Consider the following 15,353-nt stretch of genomic DNA (forward strand, 5'->3'; position numbering starts at 1 on the left):
ATGGGGGCTCTGACGAAAGCTGAAATGGCCGAACGTCTCTACGAAGAGCTGGGCCTGAATAAACGTGAGGCCAAGGAATTGGTCGAGCTGTTTTTTGAGGAAATCAGGCACGCTCTCGAAGATAACGAACAGGTCAAATTGTCCGGTTTCGGTAACTTCGACCTTCGGGATAAACGCCAGCGACCTGGCCGTAACCCGAAGACGGGTGAAGAAATCCCGATCACGGCACGCCGTGTGGTCACCTTTCGTCCAGGGCAGAAGTTGAAGGCCCGAGTTGAGGCTTATGCTGGAACCAAGTCATAACGACGAGCTCCCGGTCATTCCGGGCAAGCGCTACTTCACCATCGGCGAAGTCAGCGAGCTCTGTGCGGTCAAGCCGCATGTGCTGCGTTATTGGGAGCAGGAGTTTCCTCAACTCAACCCTGTCAAACGCCGCGGAAATCGCCGGTATTATCAGCGCCAGGATGTGCTGATGATCCGGCAGATCCGCGCGTTGCTTTATGATCAGGGGTTCACCATCGGTGGAGCACGCCTGCGTCTTTCCGGTGATGAAGCCAAAGACGACACCACCCAGTACAAGCAACTGATCCGCCAGATGATCTCCGAACTGGAGGACGTTCTGGTGGTACTCAAGAAGTAGTTTTTAGCTTTTAAAATACTTCCATATTTCAAAAGCTTGCGCTATATTCTTGAGCGCTTCGTTAAGAAGCAAACCCAGTAACACGCCTAGTCGGGGCGTAGCGCAGTCCGGTAGCGCACTAGCATGGGGTGCTAGGGGTCGAGTGTTCGAATCACTCCGTCCCGACCATATAATTCAATGACTTAGCCCAATCTTCACAGGTTGGGCTTTTTCATTTGTGGGGAGATTTTCGGGACTTCATCCTGTCCTCCTCTTCAAAATCGTCAGTACAGGCCCGCGTGAGTCTGTAGCTGATACCCTATTTGCAGCGTCAATCAGCTTCTCAAGCTCCGCGCCGGAGTAGTGGCTGGTGATGCTGCCGTTCTTATGACCGAGCAAGGCCTTCCGGTCTTCCTCCGTCACACCTGCTGCGCGAAGCCGGCGACCAAACGAATGTTTCAGGTCGTGAACCCTGATCGATGCGTACCCTGGGTGAGCGGGGCGAAGGTTTTCCTCCTGCCAGAGTTTCGCCGCTCTCACCCGTGCTTTTTTCCAGGCCGAGTCGTTCATCCTGTGTATGGCTGTGCCGTTGTACGGAAACACCCACTCTTTGCTCAATCTGCGCTGCTTGTCGATAACCGACTTGGCCACCGCATTGAGCACCACCAGGCGCTCGTCGCCATTCTTCACGCCGGATCGCTCGTTACGGCCGCCGAAGTCGGAAGGGATCAGAAAAACACTGGTCCCCAGCTCCGGTACTTGGATTTCCCAATCCCACCTCAACTTGCAGACCTCCTGCTCGCGGCAGCCCGTGTTCACCTTAAACAGGGCCATCTTCTGCTGGTGCGTCGGCAGCTCTCCAAAGAGGATCGACTGCTCGTCCCAAGTCATTGGGTAGGGCAGCCTGAATCGCCCCGGATTCTCTAGACACCTTGCAAGCTCATTGCGTAACGCTTTTCAAACTCTGCCGGTGACAGCTGATTGTTGAAACCATGACGGCGTTTTGCGTTGTAGAACATCTCGATGTAATCGAACACATCACTACGAGCATCTTGCCGCGAGGTGTAGATTTTTCGCTTGATCCGTTCCCGTTTCAGAAGCTGGAAAAAGCTCTCGGCCACAGCATTGTCATGACAGTTGCCTCGGCGACTCATACTGGCAACCAAATTGTTTGCCTTCAAAAAGCTGCGCCAATCGGAGCTGCTGTACTGGCTGCCTTGGTCGGAATGAACCATCACTTCTTGCTTCGGTTTACGCCTCCAAACCGCCATCAACAACGCGTCAATAGCCAAATCACTGGTCATCTGCGACTTCATTGACCAGCCAACGACCTGGCGAGAAAACAGATCCAACACCACAGCCAAATACAGCCAGCCTTCATAAGTGCGAATGTAGGTGATGTCGGTGACCCAAACTTTGTTGGGTTCTACGACATCAAACTGGCGCTTCAGCAAATTGGGTGAGGCGACCGCTGGCTTACCGCCGTACTTTCCAGGGCGGCGTCGATACCCTGTCTGAGAGCGCAGACCTTCAAGACGCATCAGCCTCGCTACACGATGGCGACCACAATCTTCACCGACCTCGCGCAGATCGTCATGGACTTTGCGATAGCCATAAACGCCGCCACTCTCCAGCCATGAATGCTTGATCAAACCCAGCAGTCGCTGGTCGTCTTTGGCGCGTACAGATTGCGGCTCGGACAGCCAGGCGTAATAACCGCTGGGATGGACTTTAAGCGTCAGACAAAGCCGCCGAATCGAATAGTCGCCCGCGCGCTGCTTGATAAAGGCGTACTTCAGCCGCACTCCTTGGCAAAGTACGCGGCGGCCTTTTTTAAGATGTCTCGCTCTTCAGTGACGTGCTTGAGTTCTGCTCGCAGACGACGCAGTTCAGCGTGCTGATCATCGTCTTGCTGTCGTTCTTCTTGAGGTTTGCTGTAGCGCTTTATCCAGGCATACAAGCTATGCGTCGACACGCCAAGACGGGCCGCTACATCAGCGACAGGCAGCTTCTTTTCGGTCACTTGATTGACCGCTTGGATTTTGAATTCTTCGGGGTAACGCGGGTTGCTCATGGCACCTCCTAATTGGCCTCAGTTTAAGGCAAAGAGGTGTCTACGAAACCCGGGGCGATTCATATCGCAGCACCGGGAACGACCGCGAGGCCCGGAGATCCGGGCCTCGCGGTAGCAGATCAGTTTTTCGCGTTAACGTTAATAGTAGGCCCTGTATCCGGAAAAGTTTCCGAAGCAATCGGTCCTAGCGTGATCGAACCAAGAGTCAAACTACTATTTAGGATCTCCATGCCCACCCCACTAGTCATTGTCGAATGCCACTGAATTTTGTCGTATCCTCGCATGGTAGGATTACATTGAAGTGTTTGACCAGCAGGAACATTTTCACAAGTGAAATGCATGATACTCGCTGTTTCTAAGGTATTTGAATTCAGCCATTCCACATTCGCAATCACTTCTTGACTATTAGTATCATGCACACTATCGAGACTGATGCTAAAAGTTGCAGATATGACGGTATAGGGTGAATCATTTTTCAGCACTGGAGCAACTGGGCAGCTCTCATCCACCCCCAGGCGGAGCTTCACTATACTGGGCAGATCTAAAATGATCGAAATTTTATCCTTTTCAAAGAGGGTGAAGGGGACAATGCCCCCTTGCGATAAGTTTAAAGCTTTATTGCCTAACTCAGACATTTCAACCTCCTTATTTCCATATAATTGAAGTCCCGAATTAAGAACTTCTCCTTTTCATGCGAATCCAGCCTTAGATACGCGTTAATAACCTTAGTTGATCACTTCCCTCTGTCAACTTTATAACTATCAAACAGAAAGAAAAATTTAGCATCAATCTTATTCCCAATAGAAATAAAACTCTGAAGACGGGCTGTACACCGAAATGGTGCGCTTTCCTTTTGCGCCTCAATCGATCAACTCCCGAGCGGCGACAATACGCCCAGTGAGCATGACGGATTCGGGATCATTACCGCCGACAGCGCCGGGGACATGGTCGATATTCACGATCGGCGACCAGTTATCCTGGCGCCGAAGCTGGCCCGGGAATGGCTGGATCTGGCCACACCAAAGGAGCGCGCCGAACAGACGGTGCTGTACCAGTGCGAACCGTCCGAAGCGTTCGAGTGGTTCAAGGTCGACCGCGCCGCGGGCAACTCGAGAAACCAAGACGCCCACTTGATCAGACCGATCATTGCGTGAGCGCACGCACATACGCCTGGCACGCCTGCAGAGCGATCAGTCCTTGGTCGCCGTCGTCGGTGATGCCGACAATTCGTTGAGCATGCGCCGGGTCAAGTCGGGCTCGCGGGGCTCCATGAACCAGGCCGCCGGTGGCGGTGGTGGCAGGCACTGCGCAGCCACTGGCTGTATCCGCGGAGTCGACAAGGACTGACAGCCGTAGATCGGCAGTAGCAAGGCGGTCACGCAGGCGAGCTTGGTCTTTCTGAGCATTGGTCAGCTCCTGGTGGTGGGATTGGTCGGCGGTGGCCAGGCGTTGCTCAAGCGCAATGTGCTTATCCTGGTCAGCACGCTGCTGAGTTGCTGCTGCGCTGCTAATAGCGGCCAGGTCATCCTGGTGAAGTTGCGCCTGTTCGGCCAGTTTCTTGCCATAGCGCCAGTCCTGGGCCTTCCAGGCAGAAGTGGCGCCGGCGGCAACCAGCAGGCTAGCCAGGAACAGGCCGGCAGCTAGGCGCAACCCCGCGGCGTTCACTGCAGCACCTCCCGCGCCCAGATCTGCAAACGATCCTCCAGTCCGTTCAGGCCGCCATTGATTCGGCGGGTGATTTTGTTGAACTCGCCGGCATCGGCCATGGTGTTCAGCCCCCGGGTAGCCCAGAACCAGGCCGCCGACATCGCGGCGTGCTGTGGCAGCTCCAGCAGTTCAGGTTGCTTGATCAGGTCCAGACAGGGCCTCACCGCACTCCCCGTAGTTTGCCCGGCCAGTGACCTGAATCAGGCCGCGCCCGCGATACTTGAAACCGTCGCCGGCGGCAGTGTTACCGAGGTCGGAGCGTCCTTCATACTTCGCCTGGGCCGGTGTTGGCCCCCACAACTCTTTGACGTAGCGCAACTGGCCAGACTCATGCCCGACCTGCGCAATGAATGCCGCGGCGCGCTTGACACCTACGATCTGATATCTCTGCATCGCCACATTGAGCGCGGACACAAAAACGCCGGCTTTGGCGCCGGCGTTGGGGATGATCTGCAGCAGTTGCTGCGCTGTAATTGACATACATTTTCTCCAGACGAAAAAAAGCCCGCTCAAGGCGGGCCTACACGACTACAAATGGCTACTTTGTTAGTTCTGCATAAATATTGATTTTATAGTTTGCTTGCTCAGCTCTTGTTTCAAGATTTTTCAATTTTTTATGCCAAGATTTACCATATGACCGTTGGCGATACTTTCTAAATCCAAGGTACAGAGCCATGGTTCTTAGGCTTTCATGAGAGAAGAAATGAACATGCCCCCATCTAGTATAAGCAGCATCCTGATTCTCAATCACTGAATTTAGATCTGGTCTATTGAAATGAAGCGACATCACACCATGCAGGCCTGGTGTCGAGAGCCTTAATACGCCCCCCGGCTTCAGAGTTCTGAGTACTTCAGAGAGAAAGAAAATAGCATCCTTCTGATGTATATGCTCGATAAAATCCTCGCAGAAGGCATAATCAAAATAGTTATCCGGGAATGGGTGGCGCTCAAGAAGATTTAATTTGTAGACGCCCTCTGCAACGCTTTTAGGAACGCCGCCAATATGGCCAAAATTCCATATCAATGCGTCATCAAAAAAATCAACATTTAACCACTCATCGAGAACATTTAAACCGCAAGCGTATTGAATTTTTTTAGGAAGGGTGATGCCTTCACTTATTTGAAGAGGTTGAAATCCATTCAGCTCGATAAGCTCCGAAGATATGTAACTTGACATACTGTGCCTCCCAATCCCTGAGTTTGGCCTAGACGGTAGCATACTTACCGATAACCCGATGGGTATATACCTACGCCTAAGGTGCTACAGGTCGGAAAGTTGATTCTGAATATGTTGACAGGCGCTTTAGCTGCTTTGCTCAGTTTCTCCAACCCCCAGCATTGGCGCTGCAGCAATATCCGGTATTGGCGGCTCTACGGGCCAGACCGCCGCCGGCCAGGTCGCCTGGACGGTCACTTTCCCCAAAGCGAACTTGTAGGCCTTCTAGGTTTTCAGGTTCACAGCCAGGGCGGCCTGCTCGGCGGCGTCCTCTGGCGTGGCTTCGCCGGCTTCAATGCCATAGCCAAGCGTTTCGATCCGATCAGTGATGCGGTCGATCTGCGTAGCAGCCTGCTCGCTCCTGGCCGCCAACCGCGACTTAGATTCAGCCAGGCGCTCAGCCAGAACTTCCGCCGCCTTCATTTCGGCAGTGACCAGCTGGGACCAGTCGATGCTCCCCGCCCTCGGCAGGATTGGCTCTTGTTCGGCGGACGGCTCATCGCTGGGCAACGGCTGCGGCAAGGCCACCGGCCCGTCGAGCACATTGTGAAGAGGGGCAGGAAAGGCCTGGGCCTGGCTGTAGTTGACAGGAAGAGGCAGGATCAAACTGAGCACCAACTCACCACCGACATTGTCGACTTGGCCGAAAAACCAGCTCGAACTTAGCGCCGCAGCAGGCAACGTACTGCCGTCGGCCATCGGCGAGAAATCGAATGTCTCGCCGTTGACGATCAGTGAGCTACTAGACCGAACCACAAGCAAAGCGTCATCCCGGCGCTGAGGGAAAAGATTTATTCTCATTGGTGCCACCGCCCGATTGCAAAATATTGAAGCGTGTAGGCTTGTGCTGCCCGCGAGTAAACGTCGAACAATATGTTGCCTGCCCACGCACTAAGCGAATCGACACCGCGACCGCCAACCCAGCCTGTGGTTTCTAAGGCACTTGTAATTCCAACGTCGGCGAACGCAAGGCTTGTAAATGTCGCGGGCATCGCGACAGCAGCGTTACCGCCACTGTAGTAAACCCCGCTCGTCGAGACTGTTTGAATGGCTACGTTAACTTGAACTTGTCGAGTGCAAATCATTGTCCCGCCAGCAAACTTTGTGTATGCGCCATTTGCATTGGTGCCGACCTCAATTATTGCGCCGGTCGGCACTCCCCCTGATTGAGAGACAGTGCCCAAGATCGATGAAGCCGCAAGCTTTGGAGCAGTACCTGTGTTATTTCCAGTACCCCCGCTAGTGTTCTGTCTCAAAAATAAATATCCCACTTGAGCTACTCTTCCATGGTCAGCCGTGACGTGGAGTGCTGCTATGAATTCTCAAGACATCGTGCTTAGTGACGACGAGCAGATTGAGCTGAACCGACGAGTTCGCTCTGCCACCATCAGCCAGCGCGACGGTCGTCGAGCACGCGTAATCTTGCTAGCTGCTCAAGGTCACTCACGTAACGAAATCGCTGTGTTGACTGGCCTCTCCGTGGTTTCTGTCACTCGTTGGTGCAAGCGTTTTCAAGCACTGCGCCTTCAAGGTTTGGTGGATCTGCCGGGGCGAGGTCGCAAGCCATCATTGCCTGCCGAAGCCTTGAAGCGAACGCTTGAGCAGGTCACTCAACCGCGTATCGGTCAGCCTCGCTGGAGCTGTCGTAGCATGGCGCGTGTCGCCGGTATTTCGCCGGCCAGCGTTCAGCGGATCTGGGCTGCCAACGACATCAAGCCGCACCTGACCCGCACCTTCAAGCTGTCCAATGACCCTCACTTCGAAGAAAAATTCTGGGACGTTATCGGGCTGTACCTGGCGCCACCTGATAAAGCGCTGGTGCTTTGCTGCGATGAAAAGAGCCAGGTTCAAGCTCTGCAACGCACGCAGCCAGGCTTGCCATTGGGCATCGGCCATATCCGCACGCAAACCCATGACTATGTCCGCCACGGCACGCTAACGCTGTTCGCCGCCATGGACTATTTGCAAGGTCGACTGATCAGCAGCATCGAGACACAGCATCGGCATCAGGAGTGGCTGGCCTTCTTGAAAAAGATCAACCGGGAAACCCCCAAAGGCCTGCAGCTGCATTTGATCGTGGATAACTACGCCACCCACAAGCATCCCGTGGTCAAGGAATGGCTCAAGCGGCATCCCCGATTCCACCTGCACTTCACCCCGACCTCAAGCTCCTGGATGAATATGGTTGAACGCTTTTTCCGGGATATCACCGTTTACTTACACGACGGCAGCTTCAGCTCCACACGTGAACTGGCCAGCTCAATTACCACGTTTTTAGCGCTGCATAACGCTCAGCCCTACCGGTACGTCTGGAGCGCGAAAGGTGAAGATATCTTGCGCAAGATCCAACGCGCCCGAGAAGCCATGGACGGCACTATGAAAGAGAACGTTTTATCTGAGACTGAACACTAGCTTTGGCAAAAGCGGAACTTTTAGCTGTGACCAATTCATATACAACTTGCTATTTCATAGAGTCGGGTAACAACGTTACCTGGAAGTGAGGAGGCCAGTAATAATTGGTACTCACTCCCTGGAAACTGGATAAAAAATATACTGGGGTTGAAAAAACAAAACCAATGAAAGTCAGGCACCAATTAAAGAGTCGTGCGCAAATGAAAATGTTACTACGCAGTTGACGGTAAATTTTTCGCATCCTTTGCAGCACTCAGCGAAAGCAGCCCAAACTATCTAATTCTAATGGGCGACACCGAACGCTATTCTCAAGATTAAGTGCTGCACACTATTAAGTGTCGTATCCGCGATGAGCCCGGCCTGGCGCCGGGCTTTTTGTTTCTGCACTTCAGACCATGGGCTTTGCAGCATCGTGGCAACTGAACAGTGGGCCTAGAATTGCTCGCCTTTGCGCATGGCTTCCCTGAGAGCCTTGGCACGCTATGTGTCGTACACCGGCTCCGGTGTGCCGAACGGAATTGAGCGATTCACGCTAACGATCTCTCGTGCTCGCTTTCGTGGACATAAAACCACGAGATTCCCGATGGAGAGGTATGGTCGATGCGCATGAGAGCCGAATCGATTTTCTTCTTGGCAATTCCGTCTTTGACGAGATCGAATATCGTCAGGAAGAAGTCCCCTGGAAGGGGGGTGATCGAGAGATTGATGATGTGCGATTCGGGGCTTCCAGCACGCTTCCCGTGCAGGTCCCAGAGTCGCTCCCAGTAGTCCGTCCGCCCCATGATCCGTCCATCCGTGAGCACCACTCGGAACTCGCTCGCCAGCGCATCGTACAAAGGCTTGATGGCACCTTCCGATTGGGAAGACACGCCGCGTGACCACGGAAAGAAGAGATTGTACCAACGGTACACCTCAGCTTTGACGAGGGCTATTTTATCTGGTGTTTCGAGTACTTGGCCGATTGCCATCTGTGTTCTCCTTAACAAGTTAAAGGTGGCGGTTTTGGTGTTACAGACTAGAAGCCTGGATACGCATCGCCGGAATGATGCACCGCGCCTTAAAATCAAGATCCATCCTGAAATCAACGTCATTTGGTCCAGCTCGAATTAACGCGTCAATGACTTCTTAATATCTCCCTGCACGTTACCGATCCGATTACAAAAAATAGCCTCTTGCCTGTTGGATTGCATTGAAAACGGACCAGCGGCTTTTTAGTGTAAGCGTCCGCCCAACACACCTTACGTGGTTGAACGGGCGTTAAACTATATGGCGGCAAATCGTCAATTTCACTCGCCCGCTGCGTCGGCAGGCGCGTTAGTACATCCATCAGAGAGGTATACGGATAATGGCCGTTAAGCCGTACCGACTGGTAGGTAAATCGCTCATTGCTGTATCTGCCAAGTAAGCAAACACGAAATGGACGATGCCGCGCACTGTGAACGGCTCGGTGTTTCGATGCGGTCAGAGGCTTAAAAGCCAGCGTACCTTGTGCTGAGCTGGACGCTATTCAAGATGCGTCGGTCGATCCCTGACGTTGCTCCTGCTGGCACTGTTCGGATCCGGGACCGGAAATGGACAGGCTGATACTGATGGGGTCGACATCGCGTCTGCCGACGGTCAGCACGGCTTCCCACGCACCTTCCAGGCTCGCCCCTCGGGAGGCTAGCCACTGGGATATCAGGACCTGTTCTCGCTCGTCATCCACTGCCTGGTCGATGGCTACCGAGGGCGCGCCATAGCGCTGGCTGAGTAGACGAGTCAATTCTTCGAAGCGGGCGCGAATAGCCAAGTCCTGCGCATCCGCCGGCATCTCTACCGCTGTGGAGATTTCGCACAGCCCGGCTTCTTTACCAAACTTGAGCGATAACTCATCAAACCCGGTAATTGGCCTCGGCGGGTGTTCGACCAGCATGATGTTGCGCTGATCGTTGCTGCCTAGAACCTTGGTGACTGCCCGGGCCTGCTCGGCGGTCATACCCATCTGCAGGCCGAACGGCCCATTGTAGGCAGTCGCCACCTCTTGTTTACAGCCGCCCGTGCCCGCCACGAGTACTGCTAGTAGAAGCAGGGGCAATTTATGTCTGTTCATAGCACTTCCCGTTTTCCATGACAGGTTGAACGCTGATCGGCTGTATCAGGGCCGAACCGTCGTTTCTGAAGTTTCCTGCGGACATACTAACCCTGAACCATTCGAAAGCGATGGCCGGTTCCCCGGGTACAACACCCTCATCTGTTTGGCGCGTTCCTTAGCCTTCGTCCAATGATCCTTGTTTTGCATAGGCTTGTGCTTCAGGCGACCAGGACCTCTTTTCAAGACATGCCTATCCCTTGCGCCGTTAAAGTGAAGTTTTCTAGAATTTCGCCGCCGCGTGGCCGGATCAGCCATCGGTTTCCATCCGCGAGAAAAAGGAGGTGCCCTATGACCCAGATTCCAACGATGTTTTCGCTACTGAACCATCAACGAAATGCTGGAGGGGCGAGCACTGCCCCGCGGAGAAAACCCAATGCGTACGCTTTACCCCGCTGTGCTTCTTGCTCCGATATCCACTCGCGATGAAGAAGCAGAATGTTGCGCTCTGCAAGTGCGTGACGAACAGATCGACTTTATTGCCAGCAACGCCGAATCATTGGAAGAAGCTGCCGAATGTCCTTGGTGTGAACCCTTGGCGGTGCGCGCCGTTCATTCTGGAGAAATGGTCGGCTTCCTTATGCATGCCCTCGACCCGGACGATAACGGTCGCTGGCTCTATCGCCTGATGATAGACCGTCACCACCAAGGTTCAGGGTATGGGCGCGCCGCTCTGCGTGCGCTGGTGGCATACCTGAGAGGCTTGTCGGGAGGTCCTGACATCACTCTGGGCGTCGCGCCGGAGAATATTGGGGCGCGCAATCTTTATGCCTCCGAGGGGTTTCTAGAAACGGGCGAGGTGCTTGATGGCGAGCTCGTGATGCGCCTGAGGACATAGTGCTCGCGGTTGCTGATCGGTATTGCGAGTGCAGGATTGACTGAACAGAAACCCGGCCAGCGAGCCGGGTTTTTTCTGCCCGCAACAAACCATCCAGCGTATCCGGGGCGGCCTGGCGGAACAGCTCGATACAGGCTCAAGAGCAGAGCCTTCGTCGGATGTGTGTGGGGTGAGCTTGCCGATGGCTCAAGTGCCCCGAATGAAGAATGGACGATCAAAAAAGGGCCCACCCCAAGGTGGACCCTGTGGGTTTCTGAAGTGGCCAAAGCCAGCTGGAGCAACACCCTCACGCGAACGGAGGGTGTGCCCATCGAGCGTCAGACCAGGCTGATCATGTCCGCGCTCAGTTGCGCGGGGTTGAAGCCGACCAGGGTGATGCTGCTGTCTCCCGCCACGATCAGGCTGTCGCTGCCTTGCTGGCTGGTGGCGCTGATGACCGCGGCCGTGGAGGCGAACAGGGATTTGGAAAACACCAACTGATCGAAGCCGTTCTGGTGAACGTTGAAATCGCTGATCAGGTCATGGCCGAAGCCGCCCTGGTCGAAGACAAACAGATCGCTGCCCACACCACCACTGAGGGTGTCGTTGCCCAGGCCGCCCACCAGGATGTCGTTGTGTGCGCCGCCGTAGAGTGCATCGTTGCCACTGCCGCCGAGCAGGGTGTCGTTGCCGCTTCCACCGTGCAGCAGGTCATTGCCCGCGTCGCCTTCGATCAGATCGTCGCCGCCCTGGCCGAAGATCAGGTCGCGGGAGGCGGTCCCCTTCAGCAGGTCTGCCAACTGCGTACCTTCGGTGGCCTTGGCGTAGCTCTTGTCCGACCCGAACAGGCCTTCGAAATCGAGCTTGCTGCCAGTCACGGTAAAGGCCGGGGTCAAGGTCTGGCCCAGGAGGCTTTCGAACTCGACATGCTCGACGTCATGCAGCTCCTTGAGGCCATAACGTCCGTTGGTGTCGTTGAGAAACAGGCTGCCATCGCTCAGGCGCACGGCTTCGTAGCTGGTGACCGTACCCTGCAGGAAGACTTTGTCGTCGCCCACCCCGCCCGCGACGATGTCGGTGCCGGTGCTGACCTTGAAGCTGTCGTTGCCGGCGAAGCCGTCCAGGAAGTCGTCGTTCCTGCCGTCCTGCAGCTTGTCCGCGCTGTCCGTGCCGAGGAGAAAGGCCGGAGTGCCGAAGTGGTTGGAGGTGGCGGAGTACTTGTCGCTGACCCAGGTAAAGCTGCGGCTGACCGGGTCGAGGTTGCTGATGATGATGGTGCTGTCACGCTCGATGTAGTCGTAGAACGTCGACTGGCCGATGCGCTGGATCGGGTTGATGAAGATGCCTTCCAGGTGCGCCACCCAGCCGTTGGGATTGACCACAGAGAAGGGGCCGTTGGGCCAGGTGGGCAAAGCGTAGACCGTGTCGAACAGCACAATGTTGTCGGTGGTCGAGGTGTAGCTGGCGTCACTGCCTTTGAGGGCGGCGAGAATGGCGCCGCTCAGGTCGGTCTGTTCGCCGATGAGCCGATGCACGATGTCGTTTTCAAAGCCGAAGTTGAAGATGCCATCGCTGTTGCTGGCCTTTGGCGACGCCATGCCGAAGTAGTCCGAATCCTTGAAGAAGCCGTCGGCCAGGTTTTCCCTGCCCAGGTACATGCTGTTGGTCACGGAGCCGCCCTGGCTGTAGCCGGTGACCAGCACATCCTTGCCCGTCAGGTTATGGTGGGTGGCGTAGTTCTTGATCGAGTCGAGCAGGTAGTCGTAGCCGTGGATATAGGAGTTGTCGATCATTGCCGGGTATCCCAGCAAGTCCATCGGCGAGTTGGTGCCGGCAATCGAAAAGCCCATTTTGACCAGCTTGCCGCTCTCGTCGTATTGGCCGAATACCTTGGCCTGGGAGCCGGATACGTTTTCGCCCTTGAAGCTGCCTGTCAGGTCGAGGTGGCTGCCGTCGAGGCCCAGGTCGCTGGCGCTGATCTCGCGCCAGCCCTTGGGCAGGACAAAGGTGTTGCCTTCGCCCAGGACCGCCCCGGGCAAGTGGTAGAGCGCGCCTATCGTCGCTACGCCGCTGGTGTAGGTGGCCAGGTTCCAGGCATCTGAAATGAGCACGCGGCCGTCTTGGCCCTTGTAGTCGAATATCGCCATGGTTCGTTTTCCCTCACAAACTTAAAAGTCATGAAAAAAAACAAGAGCTGAAGTCTTCTTGTTCTTCTTCGCTCGGATTTCGGAGCCTGGTGACTGCGCGCTCCGAAATCTGCGCCCAAGCTACTCATTCGTCTGGAAGGCGTGGGTCGGGTAGCCGGGTGTTGGCATGATCGTCATGGAAAAAGGCGGATCCAGCCGCAATAAACCTTGATTTACTACAGTTTGGTCGCAGGGGGCGGGCCCCGCAGCCGCTTACTCCGCCGGGCCCTTGAGGTTTCAGCGAAGCGGCGCTGAAACCTCCTTCTATGCGACGAGAATTTTCTCTTAGGCCCAGCGCCGGAACAGCACGCTGGCATTCACCCCGCCAAACCCGAAGCCATTGGACAAGGCATATTCCATCGCCAGCGGTTGCGCCTGGCCACGAATCAGGTTGAGGCCTTGCGCGGCGGCATCCGGGTTTTCCAGGTTGAGGGTGGCGGGGGCGATCTGGTCGCGCAGCGCCAGGACGGTGAAGATCGCTTCGATCCCGCCGGCAGCGCCCAGCAGGTGGCCGGTGGCCGACTTGGTCGAGGCGATGGCCAGCTCGCTATGGTCGCCAAACACACGCTTGATCGCCGCCAGTTCGCCTTTGTCGCCCACCGGGGTCGAGGTCGCGTGGGCGTTCAGGTGCTGGACCCGGGACGGCTCGACGCCGGCCTGACGCAACGCCTGTTGCATGGCGCGGCGGGCACCGTCGCCGTCCTCTGGACCGGCGGTCATGTGATAGGCGTCGGCGCTGGTGCCGTAGCCCACCAGCTCGGCGATCGGCGTGGCGCCGCGGGCCAGGGCGTGTTCCAACTCCTCGATCACCAGCAGGCCGGCGCCTTCGCCCATCACGAAGCCGTCGCGGGCCTGGTCGAAGGGCCGCGAAGCGCGTTCCGGGGTGTCGTTGAAATCGCTCGACAGGGCGCGCGCGGCGGCGAAACCGGCCAGGCTGACCCGGTGAATCGTGGCTTCCGTGCCACCGCAGACCGCGACGTCGATCTCCCCGGCACGAATCATCCGCGCGGCGTCGCCGATGGCCTGGACGCCCGCGGCGCAGGCTGTCACCGGCGTGCCCAGCGGTCCCTTCAGGCCATGCTGGATCGACACATGGCCGGCGGCCATATTGCTGAGGAAGGACGGAATGGTGAACGGCGAAAGACGACGCGGCCCCTTGCTGTCGGTGGTGCGCACGGCGTCGGCGATGGCCGGGAAACCGCCCACGCCCGAAGCGATGATGGTGGCGGTACGTTCCTGCGCCTCTGCGGTCTGCGGTGCCCAGCCGGCCTGGGTCAGCGCCTCCTGGGCCGCGGCGAGGGCGAACAGGATGAAACGGTCCATCTTGCGCTGTTCCTTGGGCGCCAGCAGCGCGTCCGGATCGAAGCCGGCCTGCGGGTCCTGGAGGCGGTCGGGAACCTGGCCGCCGATGCTGATCGGCAGGTCGCCGATCAGTTCTTCCGGTAGCCGGCGGATACCCGATTGCCCGGCCAGCAGGCGTTGCCAGACCTGTTCGACGCCGCAGCCCAGCGGGGTCAATGCACCCATGCCGGTGACGACAATGCGTTTGTTCATGACCTTTGTGCTCCTTCATTTCGAATGGGGGTGTCGCTCTGTGGACGTCACTATCATCATGAAAGTAACATGGCCGGACCCCAACTACGCAACTGCGAACTCCGAGGAACCGCCATGCAACGCAAGACCCTCCTTCACGACGAATGCCCGATTGCCCGCAGCCTGGAACGGGTGGGCGAGTGGTGGAGCATCCTGATCATGCGCGACGCCCTGCATGGCCTGCGGCGTTTCGAGGAGTTTTCCCGCAGCCTGCAGATCGCCCCCAACATGCTCACCCGGCGCCTGAATTCGCTGGTCGAGGCCGGCTTGCTCGAGCGCCAGGCCTACAGCCAGCGACCGCTGCGCTACCAGTATGTGCCGACGGCCCGGGGCGAGGACTTCCGTGTGGTGCTGATGGCGTTTGTCGCCTGGGGCAATCGCCATTACGCGCCGGAAGGGGAAAGCGTGCAAATCGTCGAGCGCGCCACCGGCCGGCCGGTGCGGCCGATGATGGCCGACCTGGTCGATGGCCGCCCGGTGCCGCTGGAGCACTGCACGGTCCAGGCCGGGCCGCTGGCCAGCGCAGGCATGCGTCAGCGCCTGGGAGCGCTGCAGGTGATGGAGGCCAAGGGCGAAGCCTGAGGTGCCGTGGATCGCCGCG

Annotated in this window: 13 protein-coding genes, 1 tRNA gene and 5 pseudogenes; 7 read left to right on the plus strand and 12 right to left on the minus strand. The window is 56.7% G+C overall.

Annotation, left to right across the window (positions count from 1 at the left end):
- The 3 genes from ihfA (at position 1) to IF690_RS11105 (ending at position 808) form a co-directional block, all read left to right on the plus strand.
- On the plus strand, positions 1 to 303 hold the full coding sequence (gene ihfA / locus IF690_RS11095) for an integration host factor subunit alpha (protein ID WP_002553164.1): 303 nt from the start codon (positions 1 to 3) through the stop codon (positions 301 to 303).
- Positions 284 to 640 (plus strand): MerR family transcriptional regulator, encoded by a 357-nt coding sequence (locus IF690_RS11100; protein WP_007920509.1) that lies wholly within the window; start codon positions 284 to 286, stop codon positions 638 to 640. Before ihfA ends, IF690_RS11100 begins: the two co-directional genes overlap by 20 nt.
- 91 nt (positions 641 to 731) lie before the next feature.
- Positions 732 to 808: transfer RNA gene (locus tag IF690_RS11105), tRNA-Pro, on the plus strand.
- Between the two features lie 69 nt (positions 809 to 877).
- Here IF690_RS11105 and IF690_RS11110 read toward each other — a convergent pair.
- From IF690_RS11110 to IF690_RS11120, 3 genes and pseudogenes are all read right to left on the minus strand, one after another.
- A pseudogene (locus IF690_RS11110) lies at positions 878 to 1,525 on the minus strand (tyrosine-type recombinase/integrase); the annotation flags it as partial.
- Between the two features lie 17 nt (positions 1,526 to 1,542).
- A protein-coding gene (locus IF690_RS11115) for an IS3 family transposase (RefSeq protein ID WP_202700064.1) occupies positions 1,543 to 2,693 on the minus strand; the annotation gives its coding sequence in 2 pieces (ribosomal slippage) (positions 1,543 to 2,459 and positions 2,459 to 2,693; 1,152 coding nt in all).
- A gap of 119 nt (positions 2,694 to 2,812) precedes the next feature.
- Positions 2,813 to 3,328 carry a hypothetical protein gene (locus IF690_RS11120; protein WP_202700065.1) on the minus strand — a complete coding sequence of 172 codons (516 nt, stop codon included), beginning with the start codon at positions 3,326 to 3,328 and terminating at the stop codon, positions 2,813 to 2,815.
- Positions 3,329 to 3,526: 198 nt separating this feature from the next.
- On the opposite strand from IF690_RS11120, the pseudogene IF690_RS11125 reads away from it, so the two are divergent.
- Positions 3,527 to 3,847: pseudogene (locus IF690_RS11125) on the plus strand (SOS response-associated peptidase family protein); the annotation flags it as partial.
- Here the strand turns inward: IF690_RS11125 and IF690_RS11130 are convergent.
- From IF690_RS11130 to IF690_RS28975, 4 genes and pseudogenes are all read right to left on the minus strand, one after another.
- Positions 3,837 to 4,343: a lysis system i-spanin subunit Rz gene (locus IF690_RS11130; protein ID WP_202701384.1), complete on the minus strand. Its 507-nt coding sequence runs from the start codon at positions 4,341 to 4,343 to the stop codon at positions 3,837 to 3,839. The pseudogene IF690_RS11125 and the gene IF690_RS11130 sit on opposite strands and share 11 nt — an antisense overlap.
- Positions 4,344 to 4,354: 11 nt before the next feature.
- Positions 4,355 to 4,880, minus strand: a pseudogene (locus IF690_RS11135) (glycoside hydrolase family 19 protein).
- A gap of 58 nt (positions 4,881 to 4,938) precedes the next feature.
- Complete coding sequence (locus IF690_RS11140) at positions 4,939 to 5,577, minus strand: class I SAM-dependent methyltransferase (protein WP_202700066.1); 639 nt, start codon at positions 5,575 to 5,577, stop codon at positions 4,939 to 4,941.
- A 126-nt stretch (positions 5,578 to 5,703) separates the two neighbouring features.
- A pseudogene (locus tag IF690_RS28975) lies at positions 5,704 to 6,039 on the minus strand (phage tail protein).
- Positions 6,040 to 6,930: 891 nt separating this feature from the next.
- On the opposite strand from IF690_RS28975, the gene IF690_RS11150 reads away from it, so the two are divergent.
- Positions 6,931 to 8,028, plus strand: a complete 1,098-nt coding sequence (locus IF690_RS11150; RefSeq protein WP_202700067.1) for an IS630 family transposase — start codon at positions 6,931 to 6,933, stop codon at positions 8,026 to 8,028.
- Positions 8,029 to 8,555: 527 nt separating this feature from the next.
- Here the strand turns inward: IF690_RS11150 and IF690_RS11155 are convergent.
- From IF690_RS11155 to IF690_RS11165, 3 genes and pseudogenes are all read right to left on the minus strand, one after another.
- Positions 8,556 to 8,996, minus strand: a complete 441-nt coding sequence (locus IF690_RS11155) for a hypothetical protein (protein ID WP_202700068.1) — start codon at positions 8,994 to 8,996, stop codon at positions 8,556 to 8,558.
- Between the two features lie 296 nt (positions 8,997 to 9,292).
- Positions 9,293 to 9,397: pseudogene (locus IF690_RS11160) on the minus strand (transposase domain-containing protein); the annotation flags it as partial.
- Between the two features lie 138 nt (positions 9,398 to 9,535).
- Positions 9,536 to 10,117 (minus strand): hypothetical protein, encoded by a 582-nt coding sequence (locus IF690_RS11165; protein ID WP_202700069.1) that lies wholly within the window; start codon positions 10,115 to 10,117, stop codon positions 9,536 to 9,538.
- Between the two features lie 415 nt (positions 10,118 to 10,532).
- Between IF690_RS11165 and IF690_RS11170 the strand changes: the two genes are divergently transcribed.
- Positions 10,533 to 10,994 carry a GNAT family N-acetyltransferase gene (locus tag IF690_RS11170; RefSeq protein WP_252189544.1) on the plus strand — a complete coding sequence of 154 codons (462 nt, stop codon included), beginning with the start codon at positions 10,533 to 10,535 and terminating at the stop codon, positions 10,992 to 10,994.
- A 317-nt stretch (positions 10,995 to 11,311) separates the two neighbouring features.
- Here IF690_RS11170 and IF690_RS11175 read toward each other — a convergent pair whose 3' ends face one another.
- Both IF690_RS11175 and fabF read right to left on the minus strand, forming a co-directional pair.
- Positions 11,312 to 13,120: a calcium-binding protein gene (locus IF690_RS11175; RefSeq protein WP_202700071.1), complete on the minus strand. Its 1,809-nt coding sequence runs from the start codon at positions 13,118 to 13,120 to the stop codon at positions 11,312 to 11,314.
- A gap of 324 nt (positions 13,121 to 13,444) precedes the next feature.
- Positions 13,445 to 14,713: a beta-ketoacyl-ACP synthase II gene (gene fabF / locus IF690_RS11180; RefSeq protein WP_202700072.1), complete on the minus strand. Its 1,269-nt coding sequence runs from the start codon at positions 14,711 to 14,713 to the stop codon at positions 13,445 to 13,447.
- Positions 14,714 to 14,827: 114 nt separating this feature from the next.
- Here fabF and IF690_RS11185 point away from each other — a divergent pair, with 114 nt between their 5' ends.
- Positions 14,828 to 15,334 (plus strand): winged helix-turn-helix transcriptional regulator, encoded by a 507-nt coding sequence (locus tag IF690_RS11185; RefSeq protein WP_202700073.1) that lies wholly within the window; start codon positions 14,828 to 14,830, stop codon positions 15,332 to 15,334.
- Positions 15,335 to 15,353 lie beyond the last annotated feature (19 nt).

Source organism: Pseudomonas sp. SK3(2021) (genome assembly GCF_016772375.1).
Taxonomy (GTDB): domain Bacteria; phylum Pseudomonadota; class Gammaproteobacteria; order Pseudomonadales; family Pseudomonadaceae; genus Aquipseudomonas; species Aquipseudomonas chlororaphis_I.